General features: G+C 59.7%; 17 protein-coding genes and 1 tRNA gene. 7 read left to right on the top strand and 11 right to left on the bottom strand.

The features are described 5' to 3' along the window. Positions 1-69: 69 nt before the first annotated feature. Both FF098_RS03490 and FF098_RS03485 read right to left on the bottom strand, forming a co-directional pair. The gene (locus FF098_RS03490; protein WP_155137443.1) at positions 70-1,539 is read right to left on the bottom strand and encodes a UdgX family uracil-DNA binding protein; all 1,470 of its coding nucleotides are present in this window, start codon (positions 1,537-1,539) and stop codon (positions 70-72) included. Further along, positions 1,536-2,774, bottom strand: coding sequence for a putative DNA modification/repair radical SAM protein (locus FF098_RS03485; protein WP_155137440.1), 1,239 nt, complete (start codon positions 2,772-2,774; stop codon positions 1,536-1,538). Before FF098_RS03485 ends, FF098_RS03490 begins: the two co-directional genes overlap by 4 nt. Positions 2,775-2,882: 108 nt before the next feature. Between FF098_RS03485 and FF098_RS03480 the strand changes: the two genes are divergently transcribed. Then, entirely contained in the window at positions 2,883-3,164 is a 282-nt protein-coding gene (locus FF098_RS03480; RefSeq protein ID WP_155137437.1) for an acylphosphatase, read from the top strand. 184 nt (positions 3,165-3,348) lie between these two features. Here the strand turns inward: FF098_RS03480 and FF098_RS03475 are convergent. From FF098_RS03475 to FF098_RS03450, 6 genes are all read right to left on the bottom strand, one after another. Further along, positions 3,349-3,424 (bottom strand) — tRNA-Val (locus FF098_RS03475). A gap of 149 nt (positions 3,425-3,573) precedes the next feature. After that, a complete protein-coding gene (locus FF098_RS03470; protein WP_155137434.1) occupies positions 3,574-3,846 on the bottom strand; it encodes an HU family DNA-binding protein in 273 nt (90 codons plus the stop codon). 152 nt (positions 3,847-3,998) lie between these two features. Beyond that, the gene (locus FF098_RS03465; protein ID WP_155137431.1) at positions 3,999-4,331 is read right to left on the bottom strand and encodes a chorismate mutase; all 333 of its coding nucleotides are present in this window, start codon (positions 4,329-4,331) and stop codon (positions 3,999-4,001) included. Between the two features lie 116 nt (positions 4,332-4,447). Beyond that, the gene (gene lon / locus FF098_RS03460) at positions 4,448-6,850 is read right to left on the bottom strand and encodes an endopeptidase La (protein WP_155137428.1); all 2,403 of its coding nucleotides are present in this window, start codon (positions 6,848-6,850) and stop codon (positions 4,448-4,450) included. 309 nt (positions 6,851-7,159) lie between these two features. Further along, on the bottom strand, positions 7,160-8,452 hold the full coding sequence (gene clpX, locus FF098_RS03455) for an ATP-dependent Clp protease ATP-binding subunit ClpX (protein ID WP_166426298.1): 1,293 nt from the start codon (positions 8,450-8,452) through the stop codon (positions 7,160-7,162). 175 nt (positions 8,453-8,627) lie between these two features. Continuing rightward, positions 8,628-9,257 (bottom strand): ATP-dependent Clp protease proteolytic subunit, encoded by a 630-nt coding sequence (locus FF098_RS03450; RefSeq protein ID WP_155137425.1) that lies wholly within the window; start codon positions 9,255-9,257, stop codon positions 8,628-8,630. A gap of 268 nt (positions 9,258-9,525) precedes the next feature. Here FF098_RS03450 and FF098_RS03445 point away from each other — a divergent pair, with 268 nt between their 5' ends. From FF098_RS03445 to FF098_RS03420, 6 genes are all read left to right on the top strand, one after another. Further along, positions 9,526-10,095 carry a lipocalin family protein gene (locus FF098_RS03445; RefSeq protein WP_155137422.1) on the top strand — a complete coding sequence of 190 codons (570 nt, stop codon included), beginning with the start codon at positions 9,526-9,528 and terminating at the stop codon, positions 10,093-10,095. Between the two features lie 86 nt (positions 10,096-10,181). Beyond that, positions 10,182-11,174, top strand: coding sequence for a tetratricopeptide repeat protein (locus FF098_RS03440; protein ID WP_155137419.1), 993 nt, complete (start codon positions 10,182-10,184; stop codon positions 11,172-11,174). Between the two features lie 172 nt (positions 11,175-11,346). Continuing rightward, positions 11,347-12,018 carry a 50S ribosomal protein L25/general stress protein Ctc gene (locus tag FF098_RS03435; protein ID WP_155137416.1) on the top strand — a complete coding sequence of 224 codons (672 nt, stop codon included), beginning with the start codon at positions 11,347-11,349 and terminating at the stop codon, positions 12,016-12,018. A 114-nt stretch (positions 12,019-12,132) separates the two neighbouring features. Next, complete coding sequence (pth, locus tag FF098_RS03430) at positions 12,133-12,873, top strand: aminoacyl-tRNA hydrolase (RefSeq protein ID WP_155137413.1); 741 nt, start codon at positions 12,133-12,135, stop codon at positions 12,871-12,873. A gap of 18 nt (positions 12,874-12,891) precedes the next feature. Further along, on the top strand, positions 12,892-13,989 hold the full coding sequence (ychF, locus tag FF098_RS03425) for a redox-regulated ATPase YchF (RefSeq protein WP_155137410.1): 1,098 nt from the start codon (positions 12,892-12,894) through the stop codon (positions 13,987-13,989). Positions 13,990-13,999: 10 nt separating this feature from the next. Then, positions 14,000-14,584 carry a rhomboid family intramembrane serine protease gene (locus FF098_RS03420; protein ID WP_155137407.1) on the top strand — a complete coding sequence of 195 codons (585 nt, stop codon included), beginning with the start codon at positions 14,000-14,002 and terminating at the stop codon, positions 14,582-14,584. Between the two features lie 4 nt (positions 14,585-14,588). Here FF098_RS03420 and FF098_RS03415 read toward each other — a convergent pair whose 3' ends face one another. The 3 genes from FF098_RS03415 to FF098_RS03405 all read right to left on the bottom strand — a co-directional run bounded on the left by FF098_RS03415 (position 14,589) and on the right by FF098_RS03405 (position 17,801). Further along, a complete protein-coding gene (locus FF098_RS03415) occupies positions 14,589-15,464 on the bottom strand; it encodes an S-methyl-5'-thioadenosine phosphorylase (protein ID WP_155137404.1) in 876 nt (291 codons plus the stop codon). 91 nt (positions 15,465-15,555) lie between these two features. Further along, positions 15,556-16,479 (bottom strand): cytochrome c1, encoded by a 924-nt coding sequence (locus tag FF098_RS03410; protein ID WP_155137401.1) that lies wholly within the window; start codon positions 16,477-16,479, stop codon positions 15,556-15,558. A 14-nt stretch (positions 16,480-16,493) separates the two neighbouring features. After that, positions 16,494-17,801: a cytochrome b gene (locus FF098_RS03405; RefSeq protein WP_155137398.1), complete on the bottom strand. Its 1,308-nt coding sequence runs from the start codon at positions 17,799-17,801 to the stop codon at positions 16,494-16,496. Positions 17,802-17,803: the final 2 nt, after the last annotated feature.

The following is a 17,803-nucleotide window of genomic DNA, read 5'->3' as shown; positions in this document are numbered from 1 at the left end:
ATGCCCCCTTACTGGTCTCCGGAAACATATAGGGCTTTCAGGCGTGGATAGCAGCCCTGTCCTGAACGATCACACTGGCAGCGACAACTTTGCTTTTTGCGATAGCGGCGGCAGACCGTCCAGCAAGCGGGGAATGCGCGACAGGTCCTCGACAAAGGCCTCGTAGGCCGGTGCCTGCTCTGCCTCGGGCAGGCGCAACAGATAGGACGGATGAACCGTGATAGCGACCTGCGCCGCATCATAGCCCCAGAGTGACTGGCGCAGGTCGCGCATCGGCTTGCGCGTGTCGAGCAAGCTATAGGCCGCCGTGGCGCCCAATAGCAGGATCAGCTGCGGCTGGACGATCTCGACCTCGCGGCGCACCCAGTCGCGGCAGCGCCTGATCTCGTCCGCCGTTGGGCGCTGGTGCTGGCGCCGCTTGCCGCGCATGGAATATTTGAAGTGCTTGACCGCATTGGTGACATAGGCTTGCTGACGGTCGATGCCGGCCTCGTCCAGCGCCTTGTCGAGCAGCTGGCCCGCCGGGCCGACAAAGGGCCGCCCGCGCAGGTCTTCCTGGTCACCCGGCTGCTCGCCGATGATCATCAGACGGGCATCGAGCGGCCCCTCGCCTTTCACCACCTGCGTCGCGCATTCTCCGATCGGACAGTCCCGGCACTTGGCAAGCTGGCGGTTCAGGGCCTCCATCGGCGGCAGGCCGGTTTCTTCTTCCAGTGCCCGCTTCTCGCGCCATTTGTCCGTCTGCGGATTAGGCATGGACGGCCCCGCCGCCTGCATCGCGGTAACGCGAGCCTGCGCCCCCGCGATGAGATCGGGGATCAGTGCCGCCTCAGGCAGGTTCTTCCAGTATTTCTTCGGCATCTCCGATGTCATGGCATTCACCTTGACCCGGGCCGGATTGAAGATGGAGACGTAATAGGCCTTCCACTGGTCCTCCACCGCGTCTTCCGCGGGCACGCTGTCGCGCGTCGCGCCGGGGCCAAAGACAAGTTGCTTGCCGTCCCAAGCGACGCTGCGCCGGGGCGTGTAGATCGCCCAGTCCATACTGGCAAAGCGGCGCATGAAGAACGGTGCGGTCAGCTCGACAATGTAATGGTCCGGTTCGAACCAAGCGGCAAAGCGTTCGCGCGCCCCTTCCATGCCGATATCGCGGAAGCGGACGAACGCCTTCATCTTGTGACAGTCGCGGCTGACCGACTTGATCAGCCCGTTTAGCTCGATCGTGTCGGTATCGGCGGGATTGGACAGCAAGCGCGGTTCCTTTTGCAGGCGCCAGAGCAGCCGGTAAAGCAGGGAGAAACGTGCGGGATCGCTGTGGCAGATTGCGCGTTTAAGCAAGTCTGGAAACGCTTTCGGCACGGACAGTTTGCGTGGGCCCGGCTCGGCTGGTGGTGTTTCACCGCCGAACAAGTCGTCAACCATCGCGCCCGGGGCGGCCCAGCTTACATCTGCCGGTTCAATGCCATGCGAACAGAGCAGCCGTGCCATCTCCCGCCATTCATCGGCATCATTTTGACTGTCGAGAGTTACACGGATCATATCAGCGACAATTGTTCCGGTGCGGGGGCAAGGCGCTGGCGCAGGTCGACGGCATCGAGCATGCCGCCGGGCGTCCAGTCGCCGGTAACGATGAAGGGCGCGATCTTGCGGACGGACTGGACGAGCCGTGAAAGGTCAGCGTAGCGCAGGCGGCCATGGCGGCGGGCGGCGATGATGCGGTTCACGGCCTTCACCCCGAGACCCGGCACGCGCAGCAGAGTTTCGCGATCAGCGCGGTTGATGTCGACCGGGAACCGGTCCCGCGCCGTCAAGGCCCAGGCAAGCTTCGGATCGATATCGAGGTCGAGCATCGGCCTGTCAGGCCCGGCGATCTCCTCGATCTCGAAGCCATAGAACCGCATCAGCCAGTCGGCCTGATAAAGGCGATGCTCGCGGATCAGCGGTGTTTTCAGCGGCGGTAGGTGCAAGGATGTATCCGGGATCGGGCTGTAGGCGGAGTAATAGACGCGGCGCAGGCCATAGCCGGCATAAAGGCTGGAGCTGGTCTTCAGGATATCGCCATCGCTCGCCGCATCGGCACCGACGATCATCTGGGTCGACTGGCCGGCCGGGCTGGCCGCCTTCACCTTCCTGCGGCGGGCCGTCTTCGCCTTGTCGGCCTCGTCATCGAGGTGCGTGCGCATATGCGCCATGGCCGAGCGGATCTCGGTGCCGGACTTTTCCGGCGCGAAGCGGTCGATCGACTGGTCTTTTGGTAGTTCGATATTGATCGATACCCGGTCAGCGAACTTTGCCGCCTCCAGCCGCAGGATCGGGTCTGCATTGGGGATCGTCTTCAGGTGGATATAGCCCTGGAACAGATGCTCCTCACGCAGGGTGCGCACGACCTCGATCATCTGCTCCATCGTGTAATCGGCATTGCGGATGACGCCGGAGGAGAGGAATAGCCCCTCGATATAGTTGCGCTTGTAGAAGTCGAGTGTCAGCCGCACGATCTCCTGCGGCGTGAACCGCGCCCGCTCGACATTGCTGCTGACGCGGTTGATGCAATAGCTGCAGTCATAAATGCAGAAATTGGTCATCAGGATCTTCAAGAGAGAGATACACCGCCCGTCCGGCGCATAGGCGTGGCAGATACCCATTCCCTCAGTCGAGCCTATCCCTCCCGACTGGAGCGAGTTGCGCTTGGAACTGCCTGACGACGCGCAGGACGCATCATATTTGGCCGCGTCCGCCAATATCTTCAATTTGTCGATGATCGTCTGCGCCGCCATATCTGCTCTCCTGATCCGCCGGGAGACAGAGAATGGAACAAATAAGGAACAAAATCAATCTGCAGACACTGCGACGGAATGATCCGGCCTGTTAGCTGTCTGGGTATTATGAGCACAACCGTGAAGACCATTGCGGCAAGGATTACCGGCAAGGTTCAAGGCGTTTCCTATCGCGCCTGGACACGCGGCGAAGCCATGGCTCGCGGCCTGAACGGCTGGGTCAGGAACGAGGCTGACGGGTCTGTCAGGGCTGTCTTCAGTGGATCAGAGGATATGGTCGATGAGATGGCGGACTTGCTTTATGAAGGCCCGCCAGCAGCGCGCGTCGATGGACTTGAAATGCAGAAAGCGAAACCGCCAGAAGAGATCGGCTTTGGGATTTTGGGGTGACAGGGCGGATTGGCTGACATCCGCGTGGTGTCCGTAGGCCCCTGCCGGGGCATTCTTCGCTTAAAATCGATTCGCTGGATTTCGCTTTTAAGATCAAAAGTCCTTCTTCGCCAAGGCTTCGAAGGACACGCCTACTTCTAACTGCTTGCGAGTGGCTACGCCACCCGAAGCCGAAGGCGTAGGGTGGTGGGCGATGACAGGCTCGAACTGCCGACATCTTCGGTGTAAACGAAGCGCTCTACCAACTGAGCTAATCGCCCCCATGGATGACAGCCGCGAAGGCCGTCCGGGTATTTGTCGCTGCCTTAAAAACAACAACGCTCACCATTGCTGGTGAGCGTCGTGCTATAGCGCGGGGCGGCGTCCGGATCAAGCGGACAATCGCGCACGCGCGGCAAAAAAATCGCGCCTAGTTGAGGGCGTCTTTCAGGCCCTTGCCAGCGGAGAATTTCGGCTGGATGGAGGCCGGGATCTTGATCGTTTCGCCGGTGCGCGGGTTGCGGCCGTCACGGGCAGCACGCTTGGCAGCGGAGAAGGTGCCGAAACCGACAAGGCGGACATCGTCGCCCTTCTTCAGGGTCTCTGTGATTGCGTCGAATACAGCATCTACGGCACGGCCGGCATCGGCTTTCGTCATGCCGGACAGGTCTGCTACCCGATCGATAAACTCGTTCTTGTTCATTGGCCTCCCCTTTCTATGGTGGCTTGAGTGGTAGAATAGAAGCTCCACTACTATGGGCCGCGGGGCACCCCCGTCAAATGCTGAACATCCTGCAACGCAGCATTCATGCGGGTTTCAGGCTAGTTCCTTGCTTTTACTGGATAAATAAAGCCCTATGCGCGGTGGGTACGCCAGGCTTTTTCCTCGTGTTCGATGCATTGTTCGATCAAAACGCGCCAAACAGGCTCTGCGATTCGTTCTGAAAGCCCCAGAATCCGGGCTTCTGCGAGCACTTTGGTCACCACATCCTCGATCCGCCAGGGCACCCGGACGTCGTCAATCGTGGGCTTTATGCGGGCCGCAGCCTCCATATACCCCTGCCGACGGACGAGCATCGCGACCAGTTCGCGGTCGAGCGCATCGACCCCTGCCCTGACCTCTTCCATGGTCTGGCAGTCTTCCGGATTGAGGGGCTGTGTCGGGGTGTCGGATACGCTCTGGCTCATGTTTTCAGGCCATAGAGGAAGCGGACGCGCACGGCAAGGGAGCCGATTGGCGCAGTTCATGATGGGCAAAAGAAAACCAGCCCCGAAGGGCCGGTTTCCATGTTCACTGATAGTGCCTAGTGGGTGACGACCGGGCCCGGCTCGTCCGGTTCGCCCGCAGGGGCGGCCGGCTTCATCGGCTCTTCCTCTTCGTTCCACTCGACCGGCGTCAGCTTGCCTTTGAGGGCATAGCCGAGAACCTCGTCCACGGTCTTGACCGGGATGATCTCCAGCGCCTTCTTGACGTTGTCCGGAATGTCGGCGAGGTCCTTCTCGTTCTCTTCCGGGATCAGCACGGTCTTCACACCGGCCCGGAGGGCGGCGAGGAGTTTCTCCTTCAGCCCGCCAATGGCGAGCACGCGGCCACGCAGGGAAATCTCGCCGGTCATGGCGATATCCTTGCGGATCGGGATACCTGTCAGCACCGAGACGATGGCAGTTGCCATGGCGACACCGGCGGACGGGCCGTCCTTGGGCGTTGCGCCTTCGGGAACGTGAATGTGTATGTCGGTCTTGTCGAACACTGGCGGCTTGATGCCGAACAGGGTCGAGCGCGAACGCACCCAGGATGCCGCTGCGGAGACGGATTCCTTCATCACGTCCTTCAGGTTACCGGTCGGGGTCATGCGGCCCTTGCCGGGCATCTTGACCGCTTCGATCTTGAGGATGTCACCGCCGACGGAGGTCCAGGCAAGGCCGGTAACCACTCCGATCAGGTCATCGCCATCGATCTCGCCATAGCGGTATTTCTGGACGCCGGCATAGTCACCGAGATTTTCGCTCGTGACCTCGACCGTTTCCTTCTTGCCCTGCTCGAACTCGCGAACGGCCTTGCGGACGAGATTGGCAATCTCGCGTTCCAGGTTCCGTACGCCCGCCTCGCGGGTGTAGAAACGGATCAGGCCGAGCAGTCCATCATCGGTGATCTGCCACTCGCCCTCCTTGATGCCATGGTTTTCCAGCTGCTTCGGAATGAGGTGCCGGCGAGCGATTTCGAGTTTCTCGTCCTCCGTATACCCCGGAATACGGATGATCTCCATCCGGTCCAGCAGCGGTTGCGGCATGTTCAGCGAGTTGGCGGTCGTCACGAACATGACATCCGACAGGTCATAGTCGATCTCCAGATAGTGGTCGGAGAAGGTGTTGTTCTGCTCCGGGTCCAGCACCTCCAGGAGCGCCGATGCCGGATCGCCACGGAAATCGCGGCCCATCTTGTCGATTTCATCCAGCAGGAAGAGCGGGTTCGTCTTCTTGGCCTTCTTCATCGACTGGATGATCTTGCCCGGCATGGAGCCGATATAAGTCCGGCGGTGACCGCGGATCTCGGACTCGTCACGCACCCCGCCCAGAGAGACGCGGACGAATTCACGACCCGTCGCCTTGGCGATGGACTTACCCAGCGAGGTCTTGCCGACGCCCGGCGGACCGACGAGGCACAGGATTGGGCCTTTCAGCTTGTTGGTACGTTTCTGGACCGCGAGATATTCAAGGATGCGCTCCTTGACCTTCTCAAGGCCATAGTGATCCGTATCCAGAACTTCCTCGGCAGCGTCGAGGTCTTTCTTGACCTTGGCCTTGGAGCCCCACGGGATCGACAGCATCCAGTCGAGGTAATTGCGCACGACGGTGGATTCAGCCGACATGGGCGACATCTGGCGCAGCTTTTTCAGCTCGGCCTCTGCCTTTGTGCGGGCTTCCTTGGACAGCTTGGTCTTCTCGATGCGCTCTTCCAGCTCGGACAGCTCGTCGCGACCGTCATCGGTCTCGCCAAGCTCCTTCTGGATCGCCTTCATCTGTTCGTTGAGATAATATTCGCGCTGGGTCTTCTCCATCTGCCGCTTGACGCGGTTGCGGATCTTCTTCTCGACCTGCAGCACGCTCATCTCCCCTTCCATCAGGGAATAGACGGCCTCGAGGCGCTCCGTAACCGGAATGATTTCCAGAAGCTCCTGCTTTTCGGACAGCTTGATGTTGAGGTGCGAGGCGACCGTGTCAGCCAGCTTCGACGGTTCCTGGATCTGCGTCACCGACACGATCACATCCGGCTGGACACGCTTGTTCAGCTTCACATAGGACTCGAACTGGGTGTTCACCGAACGGGCCAGCGCCTCGATCTCGGCGCTTTCGCTCTCGTCTTCGGGAAGGGCTTCTGCCTCGGCCTCGAAGAATTCCTCGCGGTCGGTATAACCGGTGATTTTTGCGCGCGTGCCGCCCTCGACCAGAACCTTTACGGTGCCGTCGGGCAGTTTCAGCAGCTGGAGTACCTTGGCGATGACGCCGATCTCGTAGATATCGTCGGCCTTCGGATCGTCATCGGTCGCATCCTTCTGGGCGACCAGCAGGATCTCCTTGTCGGATTGCATGACGTTTTCGAGGGCACGGACAGATTTTTCCCGGCCGACAAACAGGGGCACGATCATGTGGGGAAAGACCACAATGTCACGCAGCGGCAATACGGGATAAGTCCTGGATTCAGACATGAATTACTCCTTACGGCAGTCGGTGCCGGGCCTTCATCGAAGCGCTACCGGCAGTGTGCTAAGCGTCGCACCGCTTGCAAACGGTATTTCTACATTATGTGGAAACATTATGCCGGGAAACCAGCCGTGAGTGGCTGAAATGGCACGCTTGCGGTTTGACTATAAAGGAAATGGCGACTGGTGGGCACATTTCAAGAACCGCGGCTGCTGTCAGTGTGCTCGCAAACGAATTTGTTACCCGCATCGGACCCATAAGCAAAAGGCCGGGCATAAAGCCCGGCCTCGCTGATTGTTTTCTGCGAAGAAAGCTTACGCCGAAGCGTCGACCTCCTTGGAGTCGCGGGAATTCTTGGAATAGATGTAAAGCGGCTGGGCATTGCCGGCAACGACCTCGCCATTGATAACCACCTCTTCCACGCCTTCCAGGGTCGGCAGGTCGAACATGGTATCGAGCAGGATGCCCTCCATGATCGAGCGCAGGCCGCGCGCCCCGGTCTTGCGGGCGATCGCGCGTTTGGCGATCGCCTTCAGGGCATCGTCGGAAAAGGCGAGCTTGACGTCTTCCATCTCGAACAGGCGCTGATACTGCTTGACCAGCGCGTTTTTCGGCGAGGTCAGGATCTTGATCAGGGCATCCTCATCGAGGTCTTCCAGCGTCGCGATGACCGGCAGGCGACCGACGAATTCCGGGATCAGGCCGAATTTCAAGAGGTCTTCCGGCTCGACTTCGCGCAGGATCGCGCCAATGCGGCGTTCGTCGACTTCCTTAACCTGGGCACCGAAACCGATAGAGGCCCCTGCCCCGCGGCCTGCGATCACCTTGTCGAGGCCGGCAAAGGCGCCGCCGACGATGAACAGGATGTTGGTCGTGTCGACCTGCAGGAATTCCTGCTGCGGATGCTTGCGCCCGCCCTGCGGCGGCACGGAGGCAACGGTGCCTTCCATGATCTTCAGCAGCGCCTGCTGCACGCCCTCGCCCGATACGTCACGGGTGATGGACGGGTTGTCTGACTTGCGGGAAATCTTGTCGATCTCGTCGATATAGACGATGCCGCGCTGTGCCCGCTCGACATTGTAGTCGGCAGACTGCAGCAGCTTCAGGACGATGTTCTCGACATCCTCGCCGACATAACCTGCTTCGGTCAGGGTCGTCGCATCGGCCATGGTGAACGGCACATCGAGAATGCGTGCCAGCGTCTGGGCCAGCAGCGTCTTGCCCGAGCCGGTCGGACCGACCAGCATGATGTTCGACTTGGCCAGTTCCACGTCATTGTTCTTGGTGGCGTGGTTCAGGCGCTTGTAGTGGTTGTGCACGGCAACGGCGAGCACGCGCTTGGCATGGGCCTGGCCGATCACATAGTCGTCGAGGACGTTGTGGATATGCTGCGGGGACGGCACGCCGTCACCGGACTTGACCAGCGAGGATTTCGACTCCTCCCGGATGATATCCATGCAGAGCTCGACGCATTCATCGCAGATGAAGACTGTCGGGCCGGCGATGAGTTTACGGACCTCATGCTGGCTTTTCCCGCAGAACGAGCAATACAGGGTGTTCTTGTTGTCGCCGCTTCCGCCGGAATTTTTGCCGCCAACTTTGCTCACAGGCTACTCCTTTGCCGGTCTTTCTAGAATCTGGTCAGTGTCACAAAATCTGCATGATTAGTGCCACTCACGCAATACGTACCAGCTATTTTCAATCTTACTCATCAACATAAGGTTTAAAACGGCGGGATTTTGTCACACTGGACCCAACCCGCCATTTTTCGCCTTTTCCCGCCTACTCGCTGGTTGCGGGCTGCTCGCGCCGGTCGATGACCTTGTCGATCAGGCCGAAATCCTTGGCCTCCTGCGGGGTCATGAAGTGGTCACGGTCGAGCGTGCGTTCAATAGTTTCGTAGTCCTGACCGGTATGTTCCACATAAATTTCGTTCAGGCGGCGTTTGGTCTCGAGGATATCCTTGGCGTGACGCTCGATATCGGAGGCCTGGCCCTGGAAACCGGCTGATGGCTGGTGGACCATGATGCGGCTGTTCGGCAGCGAGAAACGCATGTCCTTCGCCCCGGCACACAGAAGGAGTGAACCAGCAGACGCCGCAAGGCCGATACACATTGTGGACACAGCCGGGCGGATGTACCGCATGGTGTCATACATGGCGAGCGCTGCCGTGACCGAGCCACCCGGCGAGTTGATGTAGAAATTGATCTCTTTCTTCGGGTTCTCGGCCTCAAGGAACAGCAGCTGCGCCACGATCAGGGTCGAGACCTGGTCATGCACCGGACCGGACAGGAAGATGATGTTTTCCTTCAGGAGCCGCGAATAGATATCGTATGACCGCTCCCCGCGGCTGGTTTGCTCCACCACCATCGGCACGAGCGTGTTCATGTAAATGTCATGAGGGTCTTTCATCGGTAGGCTCCGGAAATATGACCGCAGGATAGCGGCTTTTTAGAAATGATCTGTCTTTATCGAGATGCGTTGGTTAAGGCTTTGCAAACGTCCTGCCAACACCTGGCCAGCTTGCCCAAGCTCCCGCAATGAGACTTTCCACAGAAATAAGCGGCTTTGGACACAGTCTCAACCCCGCTATTGTAAAGCATTAGCAGTAGTGCGGTGTACGGCCTCGACGCAAACGCGGCAAACCCTATTTCCCTTATGTGCAAAAGGAGACGCCGCAATGCGCACCTTCATCCTGTTTCTGGCCGCGACGGCCCTGCTGGCGGCCTGCAGCCGCCCCCCCGTCAATCGCGCCGGAGATACGCCGCCACAGACCGAAGCCTCGGTCGACCTGACCCGGTATGAAGGCCTGTGGTACGAGATCGCCCGCTACCCCAATTCCTTCGAGGAAGGCTGCGAGGGCGTGACTGCCGAGTACGCCTTGCGCGAGGATGGCAAGGTCAGCGTCACCAATACCTGCCGCCAGGGCTCGGTCGATGGACCGGTAGACATCGCCGAGGGAGTCGCCCGGGTTGTTGACGAAAGCTCGAATTCGAAACTGAAAGTGAAATTCGCGCCGGCCTGGGTGCCGTTTGCCTCCGGCGATTACTGGATCCTCTATCTCGACCCCGAATACGAGACTGTCCTCGTCGGCTCTCCGGACGGGCGCTATCTGTGGATCCTCGCCAGGTCGCCCCAGATAACCCCGGAAAAGCTGGAGGAAATGCGCAACGCGGCCAGTCAGCGCGGCTATGATACGTCAGCCCTGCGCATGACGGAGCAGCCACTTGGCCGGCGCGAGCTATTCTAAATTCTTGATCTGGCCTCATCCTTGCTGTGAAATGCATTATCGGGCCGAAGGGGTAGATCACCGGCCCGCGACAGGGATGTGGGCACATGCGTTTCTTTACCAACCTGCTCGTTTTGCTGATGGTCGCCTTTTGCGGCTATTCGGTCTGGGCGCTGAAAGTGGATGGAGGCTTCACGCCGCCCATCCCCCGCGACCAGCTGGCGGTGGCAACGCCGGAAATAACCAGCATCATGGACCGCCACCGTGAGAGCCTCGCCACGACCATGAGTGACAATGTCGTGCCGCAGATCGACGAGAGCCTGCAGGTCATCGCTGATGAGTATGGCGAGAACTCCCCCCAGCATATACAGGCGCTGTCAGATGCCTCGATCATGCTCGCCGCACAGGCCCGCAATGATCTGGCCGAGCGCTATATGCAGGAGGCGGCGGCAGGCGCGCGGGTGACCTATGGCGACAATCACCGCGAGACCGCCCTGATCCTGCATGACCTTGCGAACCTGAAGATCAGCAACAAGCGTACCGGCAGCACCGATGAGGCCGTCACGATCCTGGAAGAAATCGTCGATACCCGCTCACGTATTCTCGACGCCGATCATGCCGAAACCAGAGGCGCACGCCTGAGCCTTGCCGATGCCCTGTTCACCAAATGGCTTGAAAATCCGGATGCCGGCCCGTCGAGCGATCTCCTTATCAGGGCTGAGGAAATGCTGGAGAAGCGCACCGCAGCGCCGGACGAGACCCCGGCTAACCAGGCAAATGCCGCCCCTGACCGGAACCAGCTGCTTCAGGACAGGGCTGGCCGGCTGCTCTATGCCAGGATCAACTTCGCCCAGCAGGATTATGAGCAGGCGCTTGCCGCTTTCAACGAGACGCTGACAGGACCAGAAGAAACCGAAGATCCGCAGATCTACCTGATGCTCTCGACCGCCTATTCAGAACAGATTGCCAGCCTCAGGCATCTCGGCCGCGAGGACGAGGCGGAAGCCCTGCGCGCTGCCATCAACCGCCAGATCCAGGCAGCCCGCGTGCAGCCACAACAGCAGGCCCAACAGGCATCGGGGCCTGTGCCACAGCCATAGCGCCAAAAGCCCGTCCTGCGGCGGATTCCTGTCGTTTGGAGTGTTGCCATCAGGACGGCTCGCGTGTATAGACCGCGCTCGATTTATTTCTTGCCTGCCGCGAACGGAAAGTGGCCGCCCAGACGGGCGGCTTTGTTTCTGGTACGGAGGGCGTTTCAGAAGGATTAGACCAATGTCTGACGAAGTAGCTGTATTGACTTGTGAATTGCGCCAGCGTGCTGGCACCGGTGGCTCGCGGGCCGTTCGCCGTGATGGCTGGGTACCTGCGATCCTGTATGGTGGCGACATGGAGCCGGCAAACATCAAGCTGCGCTATAACGAAGTGCTGAAAGCCTACAACACAGGCAAGCTGATCTCCGTCCTGTCCAAGATCGTTGTCGACGGCGAGGAACAGTCCGTTATCGGCCGTGCGATCCAGGTCGATCCGGTAAAAGACCTGCCGCTGCATGTCGACCTGATGCGCGTCTCCGAGAAGACCCGGATCAACGTCGAAGTACCGATGCACTTCCTCAACCAGGAAGACTGCCCGGGCCTTAAAGAAGGCGGCGTGCTCAACATCGTCCGTCACATGGTCGAGGTTATCGCCCCGGCAACCGCCATTCCGGAAGCACTGGAAGCTGATCTTGCCGCTGGTGATTATCAGGTCGGCGATTCGATCCACATTTCCGCCGTCACGCTGCCGAAAGGCGTCGAGCTGACGATCACCGACCGTGACTTCACGATCGCCACCATCTCCGCCCCGTCCGCCATGCGTTCGCAAGCAGATGAGGACGAGGAAGAGGCCGTCGCCGCTGACGAAGTCGCCGTTGTTGGCGAAGAGGAAGAAGGCGACAAGGAAGAATAGGCCTTTGCCTGTCCCTTCCCTTGCCTTGAGGCCAGAAATGACCGAACACAGAAAAGCAGGCCGCAGGGTCTGCTTTTTTGATATCCGCCTCCTGAGAAACTGGGGACTTATTCGATGCTGCTGATCGTCGGGCTTGGCAATCCGGAAGACAAATATGCGGGCAACCGGCACAATATCGGCTTCATGATCGCCGATGCCATTGCCACGCGTTACAACTTCCCCCCTGCCCGCACGAAATTCTCCGGCCTCGTCACAGAGGGCCTGCTCGACGGTCATGGCGAGCGGGTAAAGGCGCTGATCCTGAAACCGCAGACCTATTACAACGACTCAGGCCGCGCCGTGCGCGAAGCCGCCCAGTTCTACAAGATCGAGCCGGAAGACATCGTCGTCTTCCATGACGAGCTGGATCTCGCCCCGGCCAAGCTGCGTATGAAGATGGGCGGCGGCACGGCCGGCAATAACGGGCTGAAATCGATTACCGCGCATCTTGGCGGGGATTTCCGCCGCGCCCGCGTTGGCATCGGCCATCCGGGCGACAAGAACCGGGTGACGCAATATGTGCTTGGTGATTTCTCAAAGGCCGAGCGCAGCGACTGGGTCGAAGAGATGATCGACGCCTGCGCCGACGCTGCCCCCCTCTTGGGCGCGCGCAACGATGCCGATGCCCGTTTCATGTCGCGGGTCGCCCTGCGCCTGAACCCGCCGAAGAAGACAGGCGATGTAAAGAAGCAGGAAAATACACACAATGCAGGCAAGGAAGTTGAGGCCAGCACGCCCTCTCCCCAGCCTGCGGACAAACAGCAAAAACCGGCCAGCCCCTTTGACAAGCTCAAGGGCCTGTTCGGATCGGAATGATGAGCAAGGACAAGAACCATGGGTTTTAAATGCGGTATCGTCGGCCTGCCCAATGTCGGCAAATCGACACTCTTCAACGCACTGACGAAGACGGCGGCGGCGCAGGCGGAGAACTATCCGTTCTGCACGATCGAGCCGAATGTCGGCGATGTCGCCATCCCCGAGCCGCGCCTGTTCAAGCTGGCAGAGATCGCGAAATCCGCTGAGGTTATCCCCTCGCGCATGCAATTCGTGGATATCGCCGGCCTCGTGAAAGGTGCGAGCCAGGGCGAAGGCCTCGGCAACCAGTTCCTCGCCAATATCCGCGAGGTCGATGCCGTTGCTTATGTACTGCGCTGTTTCGAGGATGACGACATTACCCACGTTGCCGGGCGTATTAATCCGCTGGAGGATTTCGAGATCGTCGAGACAGAGCTGATGCTCGCCGACCTGGAGAGCCTGGAGAAACGCCTGCCCGCTCTGGAGAAGAAGGCCAAGGGTCAGGACAAGGATGCCAAGGCAACCATCGTGCTGGTCGAGAAGGCACTGGAAGTCCTGCGCGATGGCCGCCCTGCCCGCTCGGTCGAGATCGACGCCGACGACCGCAAGGCATGGAAAGGCCTGCAGCTCTTGACCCAGAAGCCTGTCCTGTTCGTTGCCAATGTCGACGAGGACTCCGCTGCCACGGGTAATGATTATTCGAAACAGGTCGAAGCGAAAGCCGCCGAGGAAGGCGCGAAAGCTGTCATCATCTCCGCCCGCATCGAGGCCGAACTGGCCCAGCTGGAGGATGATGAGCAGGCGGAATACCTAGAGACGCTGGGGCTGGAAGAGCCCGGCCTCAACCGGATGATCCGTACAGGCTATGAGCTTTTGCACCTGCAGACCTATTTCACCGCCGGCCCGAAGGAGGCCCGCGCCTGGACCATCCCTATCGGTGCGACAGCGCCGAAGGCGGCAGGCGTGATCCACACCGATTTCGAGAAAGGCTTCATCCGGGCGGAGACGATTTCCTTTGACGACTATGTCGCCAATAATGGTGAGGCAGGTGCCAAGGAAGCCGGCAAGGTGCGCCTGGAAGGCAAGGAATATATCGTGCAGGACGGCGATGTGATGCATTTCCGCTTCGCCAACTAGAGCCACTCGAATGGGCTTTGTCACTTCAGCGCCTGCGGTTTTCATCCTCATCGCCATCAATGTGGTGGTGAGCCTCTATGCGCTGTATGTGGATCAGAAATTCCTGAACCGCTGCCTGTTCTCCATCCAGCGGCTGCGCCGGAATGGCGAGTGGTATCGACTCATAACCGCATCCTTCTTGCACGGATCGATCCTGCACCTGCTCGTCAACATGTATGTGCTGTTCATGTTCGGCGTCGCGGTGGAGCGAGAACTGGGCACGACGGATTTCCTGATCGTCTATTTCGGCTCGCAACTTGCCGCCAAGGGCGTCTCGCTGATGCTCAACTGGAACAAGCCTCAATATTCTTCCCTCGGTGCGTCAGGCGCGGTGTCCGGTGTGCTCCTGTCCTATTGCACCTTCGCGCCGTTCAGCATGCTGTATTTCCTCGGGGTCGTGCCGGTTCCGGCGATCGCCGTCGCGGTGATCTATATCCTCTATTCGCGCATCGTCATGAACCGGAAAAGCAATGTCGCCCATGAAGCGCATCTGGGCGGCGCGATCGGCGGCATCGTGCTGACGATATTGCTGCACCCGGAGCTTTTGCCGTTCTGACAAACTAGCCCAGGACACGACTTGCAATGGCTTTCAGCTTATCGACCATGGCCTTGTCGCGGGCATGTGGCGGCGTGATCAGCGCGAAGTCGAGACAGGTTTCGATGCCGAGCGGCGATGGTGTTCGGTCCGGCCCGAGCTTCGGGGCCACAGCCTTTATCAGGTCCCGGCCTTTTTGCGAATTCTGCTGCAGGATTTCCAAGACGTTCGTCACCTCCACATCGGCGATGTCGTCGCGCCAGCAATCGTAATCAGTGACCATGGCGACACTGGCATAGGGCAGCTCCGCCTCACGGGCGAGCTTGGCCTCCGGCATATTGGTCATGCCGATGACATCGCAGCCCCAGGAGCGATAGAGATGGCTCTCCGCCTTGGAGGAGAATTGCGGACCTTCCATGGCCAGGTACGTTCCGCCGCGCACCACGGGGATATCCAGTTCGCGGCACCCGGCCTCCAGCGCATCGGCGAGCTTCGGGCAGACCGGCTTGGCCATGGACACATGGGCAACGAGGCCGGTACCGAAAAAGCTCTTTGCCCGCGCGTGGGTGCGGTCGATAAACTGGTCGACGATGACGAAGGTACCGGGCGACAACTCCTCCCGGAACGATCCGCAGGCGGAGACGGAAATGACATCCGTCGCGCCCAGCATTTTCAGCGCGGCGATATTGGCGCGGTAATTGACTTCCGATGGCGGGATCGCATGGCCCGGCCCGTGGCGCGGCAGGAACCGGACGCTGACACCGGCCAGCGTACCGGTGACGACCGGCCCTGACGGCTTGCCCCAGGGGGTATCGACCTCTTTCAGCTCGACATTATCCATCTCGTCCACGGCATAAATACCGCTGCCACCGATAAAGCCGAGTACCGTCCTGTCACTCATATGCTTGTCCCTTTTCTCATTTCCATCCTGCCAAGAAAAAAGGCCGCGGCAAGTGCCTGCGGCCTTCAATTTTCAGTCAGTCAGCAATGGATCAGTCCGTGTCCTTCACGTTCTTCCACAGCTGCTTGTAGGAGAGATAGACGATGATCGCGAGGATGAACAGGTAGACGAACACGACCATGCCCATCTGCTTGCGCTGTTCCATCTTCGGTTCTGCCGCCCACATCAGGAAGCTTGCGACGTCATAGGCATATTGCTCGACCGTCTCGTCGGAGCCATCGGCATAGGTAACGGCCCCATCACGCAGCGGCGCAGCCATCTTGAACGCACCGCCGTATGGGATTTCGACGCCGTCCAGCGGATGGCCTTCCTCATCGAGATATTCCTCGTTCAGAAGCGAGGTGGTATCACCCGGATAATAGACGTTGTAATGCGTGCCCGGAGCCACGGTGATGCTTGCCGGCGGCTCTTCATAACCCAGCATCAGGGAATAGATATATTGCGGGCCGTGATGACGCGCCTTGGCGATCAGCGACATGTCCGGAGGCATCGCGCCGCCATTGGCCGCCATCGCCTGTTGCGGGTTGGCAAAGGGCGACGGGAAATAGTCGGACGGCAGGCCGGGGCGCATGAACATGTCACCGGCATCGTCCGGACCATCCTCGATCATGTATTCGGCAGCGAGCGCCTTGATGATCGGGTTATTGTTCGGGTTCGAACAATCGGTCCCTTCCGGCACGCCGACCGGGCACTCGTCCATGGCATAGGGGCCACCCGGATCACCAAGATGGCGGAAGGCGACATAGTTGAGCGAGTGACAGGCCGCGCAGACCTCGCGATAGACCTGGAAGCCGCGTTGCAGCGCGTCCTGGTCATAGGAGCCGGTGACCCCTTCGAAGGCGAAGTGCGGGTGCTTGAGCGGCTTGGTCTCGCCGCCTGCAGCATGGGCCATGCTGCCGATCATCATGACCGGGAGAGCGACAGCCGTCAGTGTCTTGAGAAATTTTTTCATCATTCAGTCTCTCAGTCTTATTCCGCCGGCTGGGCGACGCCACCGGATACATCGGCAGCTGGTTTTTTCTTCTTGGCTTTCTTCTTCGCCAGCACATCTTCCGAAATGGATTTCGGCAGCGGCTTCGGTGTCTCGACGATCGACAGGATCGGCAGGATCACCAGGAAATAGGCGAAGTAGTAAAGCGTCGCGATCTGGGCGAGCAGGATGTAGGGCTGCTCTGCCGGCATACCGCCTAGCCAGCCGAGGAACACGGCATTCACCACGAAGATGAAGAACCACATCTTGGCCCACGGACGATAGCGCATGGAGCGGACCTTGGAGCGGTCGAGCCATGGCAGCACGAACAGGATCGCGATCGAGCCGAACATGACGAGCACGCCGCCGAGCTTGGCCGGGATAACCCACAGGATGTCGAAGGTGATGGCGCGCAGCATCGCGTAGAACGGCAGGAAGTACCATTCGGGCACGATGTGCGCGGGCGTTACCAGCGGGTTCGCCTCGATGTAGTTATCGGGGTGGCCCAGCGAGTTCGGCATGAAGAACAGGAATGCCGCAAACAGCATCAGGAAGAGCACGACCGCGAAGCCATCCTTTACCGTGTAGTACGGGTGGAATGGTACAGTGTCCTTCTTCACGTTCTTGATCTCGACACCGGTCGGGTTAGTGTTGCCCGGTACATGCAGCGCCCAGATGTGCAGGACGACAACGCCCGCAATAAGGAACGGCAGCAGGTAGTGCAGCGCATAGAAGCGGTTCAGCGTCGGGTTGTCGACCGAATAGCCGCCCCAGAGCAGCGTCTTGATGGAATCGCCGACGACAGGGATGGCACCGAAGAGCGAGGTGATGACCGTCGCGCCCCAGAACGACATCTGACCCCACGGAAGGACATAGCCCATGAAGGCGGTGCCCATCATCAGGAGGAAGATGACGACGCCGAGGATCCAGATGATCTCGCGCGGTTCCTTATAGGACCCGTAATAGAGGCCACGGAACATGTGCAGATAGACGGCGATGAAGAACATCGATGCGCCGTTCGCGTGGGCATAACGGATGATGTGGCCGAAGTTCACGTCGCGCATGATGTGCTCGACCGACCAGAAGGCATAATCCTCATGCGCCGTGTAGTGCATGGCGAGGATGACGCCGGTGATGATCTGGATCATCAGGCACAGCGTCAGGATGCCGCCGAAGGTGTACCAGTAGTTCAGGTTCTTCGGCGTCGGGAAGCCCATGAAATCATCGCCGAAGCGGATCAGGGGAAGGCGTTTGTCCAGCCAGCGCTCGAAGCCGCTATTGGGGACGTAGGTGGATTCGTGACTCATTC

This window comes from Aquisalinus luteolus (assembly GCF_009712425.2).
Classification (GTDB): domain Bacteria; phylum Pseudomonadota; class Alphaproteobacteria; order Caulobacterales; family Parvularculaceae; genus Aquisalinus; species Aquisalinus luteolus.
Note: the sequence above shows the minus strand (reverse complement) of the source record. Positions and strands in the feature narration are given on the sequence as shown.

Excerpts from the sequence above, each read along its gene's own strand:
- FF098_RS03445 (WP_155137422.1), top strand. The coding sequence starts at position 9,526 with ATGCGCACCTTCATCCTGTTTCTGGCCGCGACGGCCCTGCTGGCGGCC.
- FF098_RS03405 (WP_155137398.1), bottom strand. The coding sequence starts at position 17,801 with ATGAGTCACGAATCCACCTACGTCCCCAATAGCGGCTTCGAGCGCTGG.
- FF098_RS03470 (WP_155137434.1), bottom strand. The coding sequence starts at position 3,846 with ATGAACAAGAACGAGTTTATCGATCGGGTAGCAGACCTGTCCGGCATG.
- FF098_RS03415 (WP_155137404.1), bottom strand. The coding sequence starts at position 15,464 with ATGAGTGACAGGACGGTACTCGGCTTTATCGGTGGCAGCGGTATTTAT.
- FF098_RS03450 (WP_155137425.1), bottom strand. The coding sequence starts at position 9,257 with ATGAAAGACCCTCATGACATTTACATGAACACGCTCGTGCCGATGGTG.
- FF098_RS03410 (WP_155137401.1), bottom strand. The coding sequence starts at position 16,479 with ATGATGAAAAAATTTCTCAAGACACTGACGGCTGTCGCTCTCCCGGTC.
- FF098_RS03420 (WP_155137407.1), top strand. The coding sequence starts at position 14,000 with ATGGGCTTTGTCACTTCAGCGCCTGCGGTTTTCATCCTCATCGCCATC.
- FF098_RS03480 (WP_155137437.1), top strand. The coding sequence starts at position 2,883 with ATGAGCACAACCGTGAAGACCATTGCGGCAAGGATTACCGGCAAGGTT.
- FF098_RS03490 (WP_155137443.1), bottom strand. The coding sequence starts at position 1,539 with ATGATCCGTGTAACTCTCGACAGTCAAAATGATGCCGATGAATGGCGG.
- FF098_RS03440 (WP_155137419.1), top strand. The coding sequence starts at position 10,182 with ATGCGTTTCTTTACCAACCTGCTCGTTTTGCTGATGGTCGCCTTTTGC.
- FF098_RS03485 (WP_155137440.1), bottom strand. The coding sequence starts at position 2,774 with ATGGCGGCGCAGACGATCATCGACAAATTGAAGATATTGGCGGACGCG.
- pth (WP_155137413.1), top strand. The coding sequence starts at position 12,133 with ATGCTGCTGATCGTCGGGCTTGGCAATCCGGAAGACAAATATGCGGGC.
- FF098_RS03465 (WP_155137431.1), bottom strand. The coding sequence starts at position 4,331 with ATGAGCCAGAGCGTATCCGACACCCCGACACAGCCCCTCAATCCGGAA.
- FF098_RS03435 (WP_155137416.1), top strand. The coding sequence starts at position 11,347 with ATGTCTGACGAAGTAGCTGTATTGACTTGTGAATTGCGCCAGCGTGCT.
- lon (WP_155137428.1), bottom strand. The coding sequence starts at position 6,850 with ATGTCTGAATCCAGGACTTATCCCGTATTGCCGCTGCGTGACATTGTG.
- ychF (WP_155137410.1), top strand. The coding sequence starts at position 12,892 with ATGGGTTTTAAATGCGGTATCGTCGGCCTGCCCAATGTCGGCAAATCG.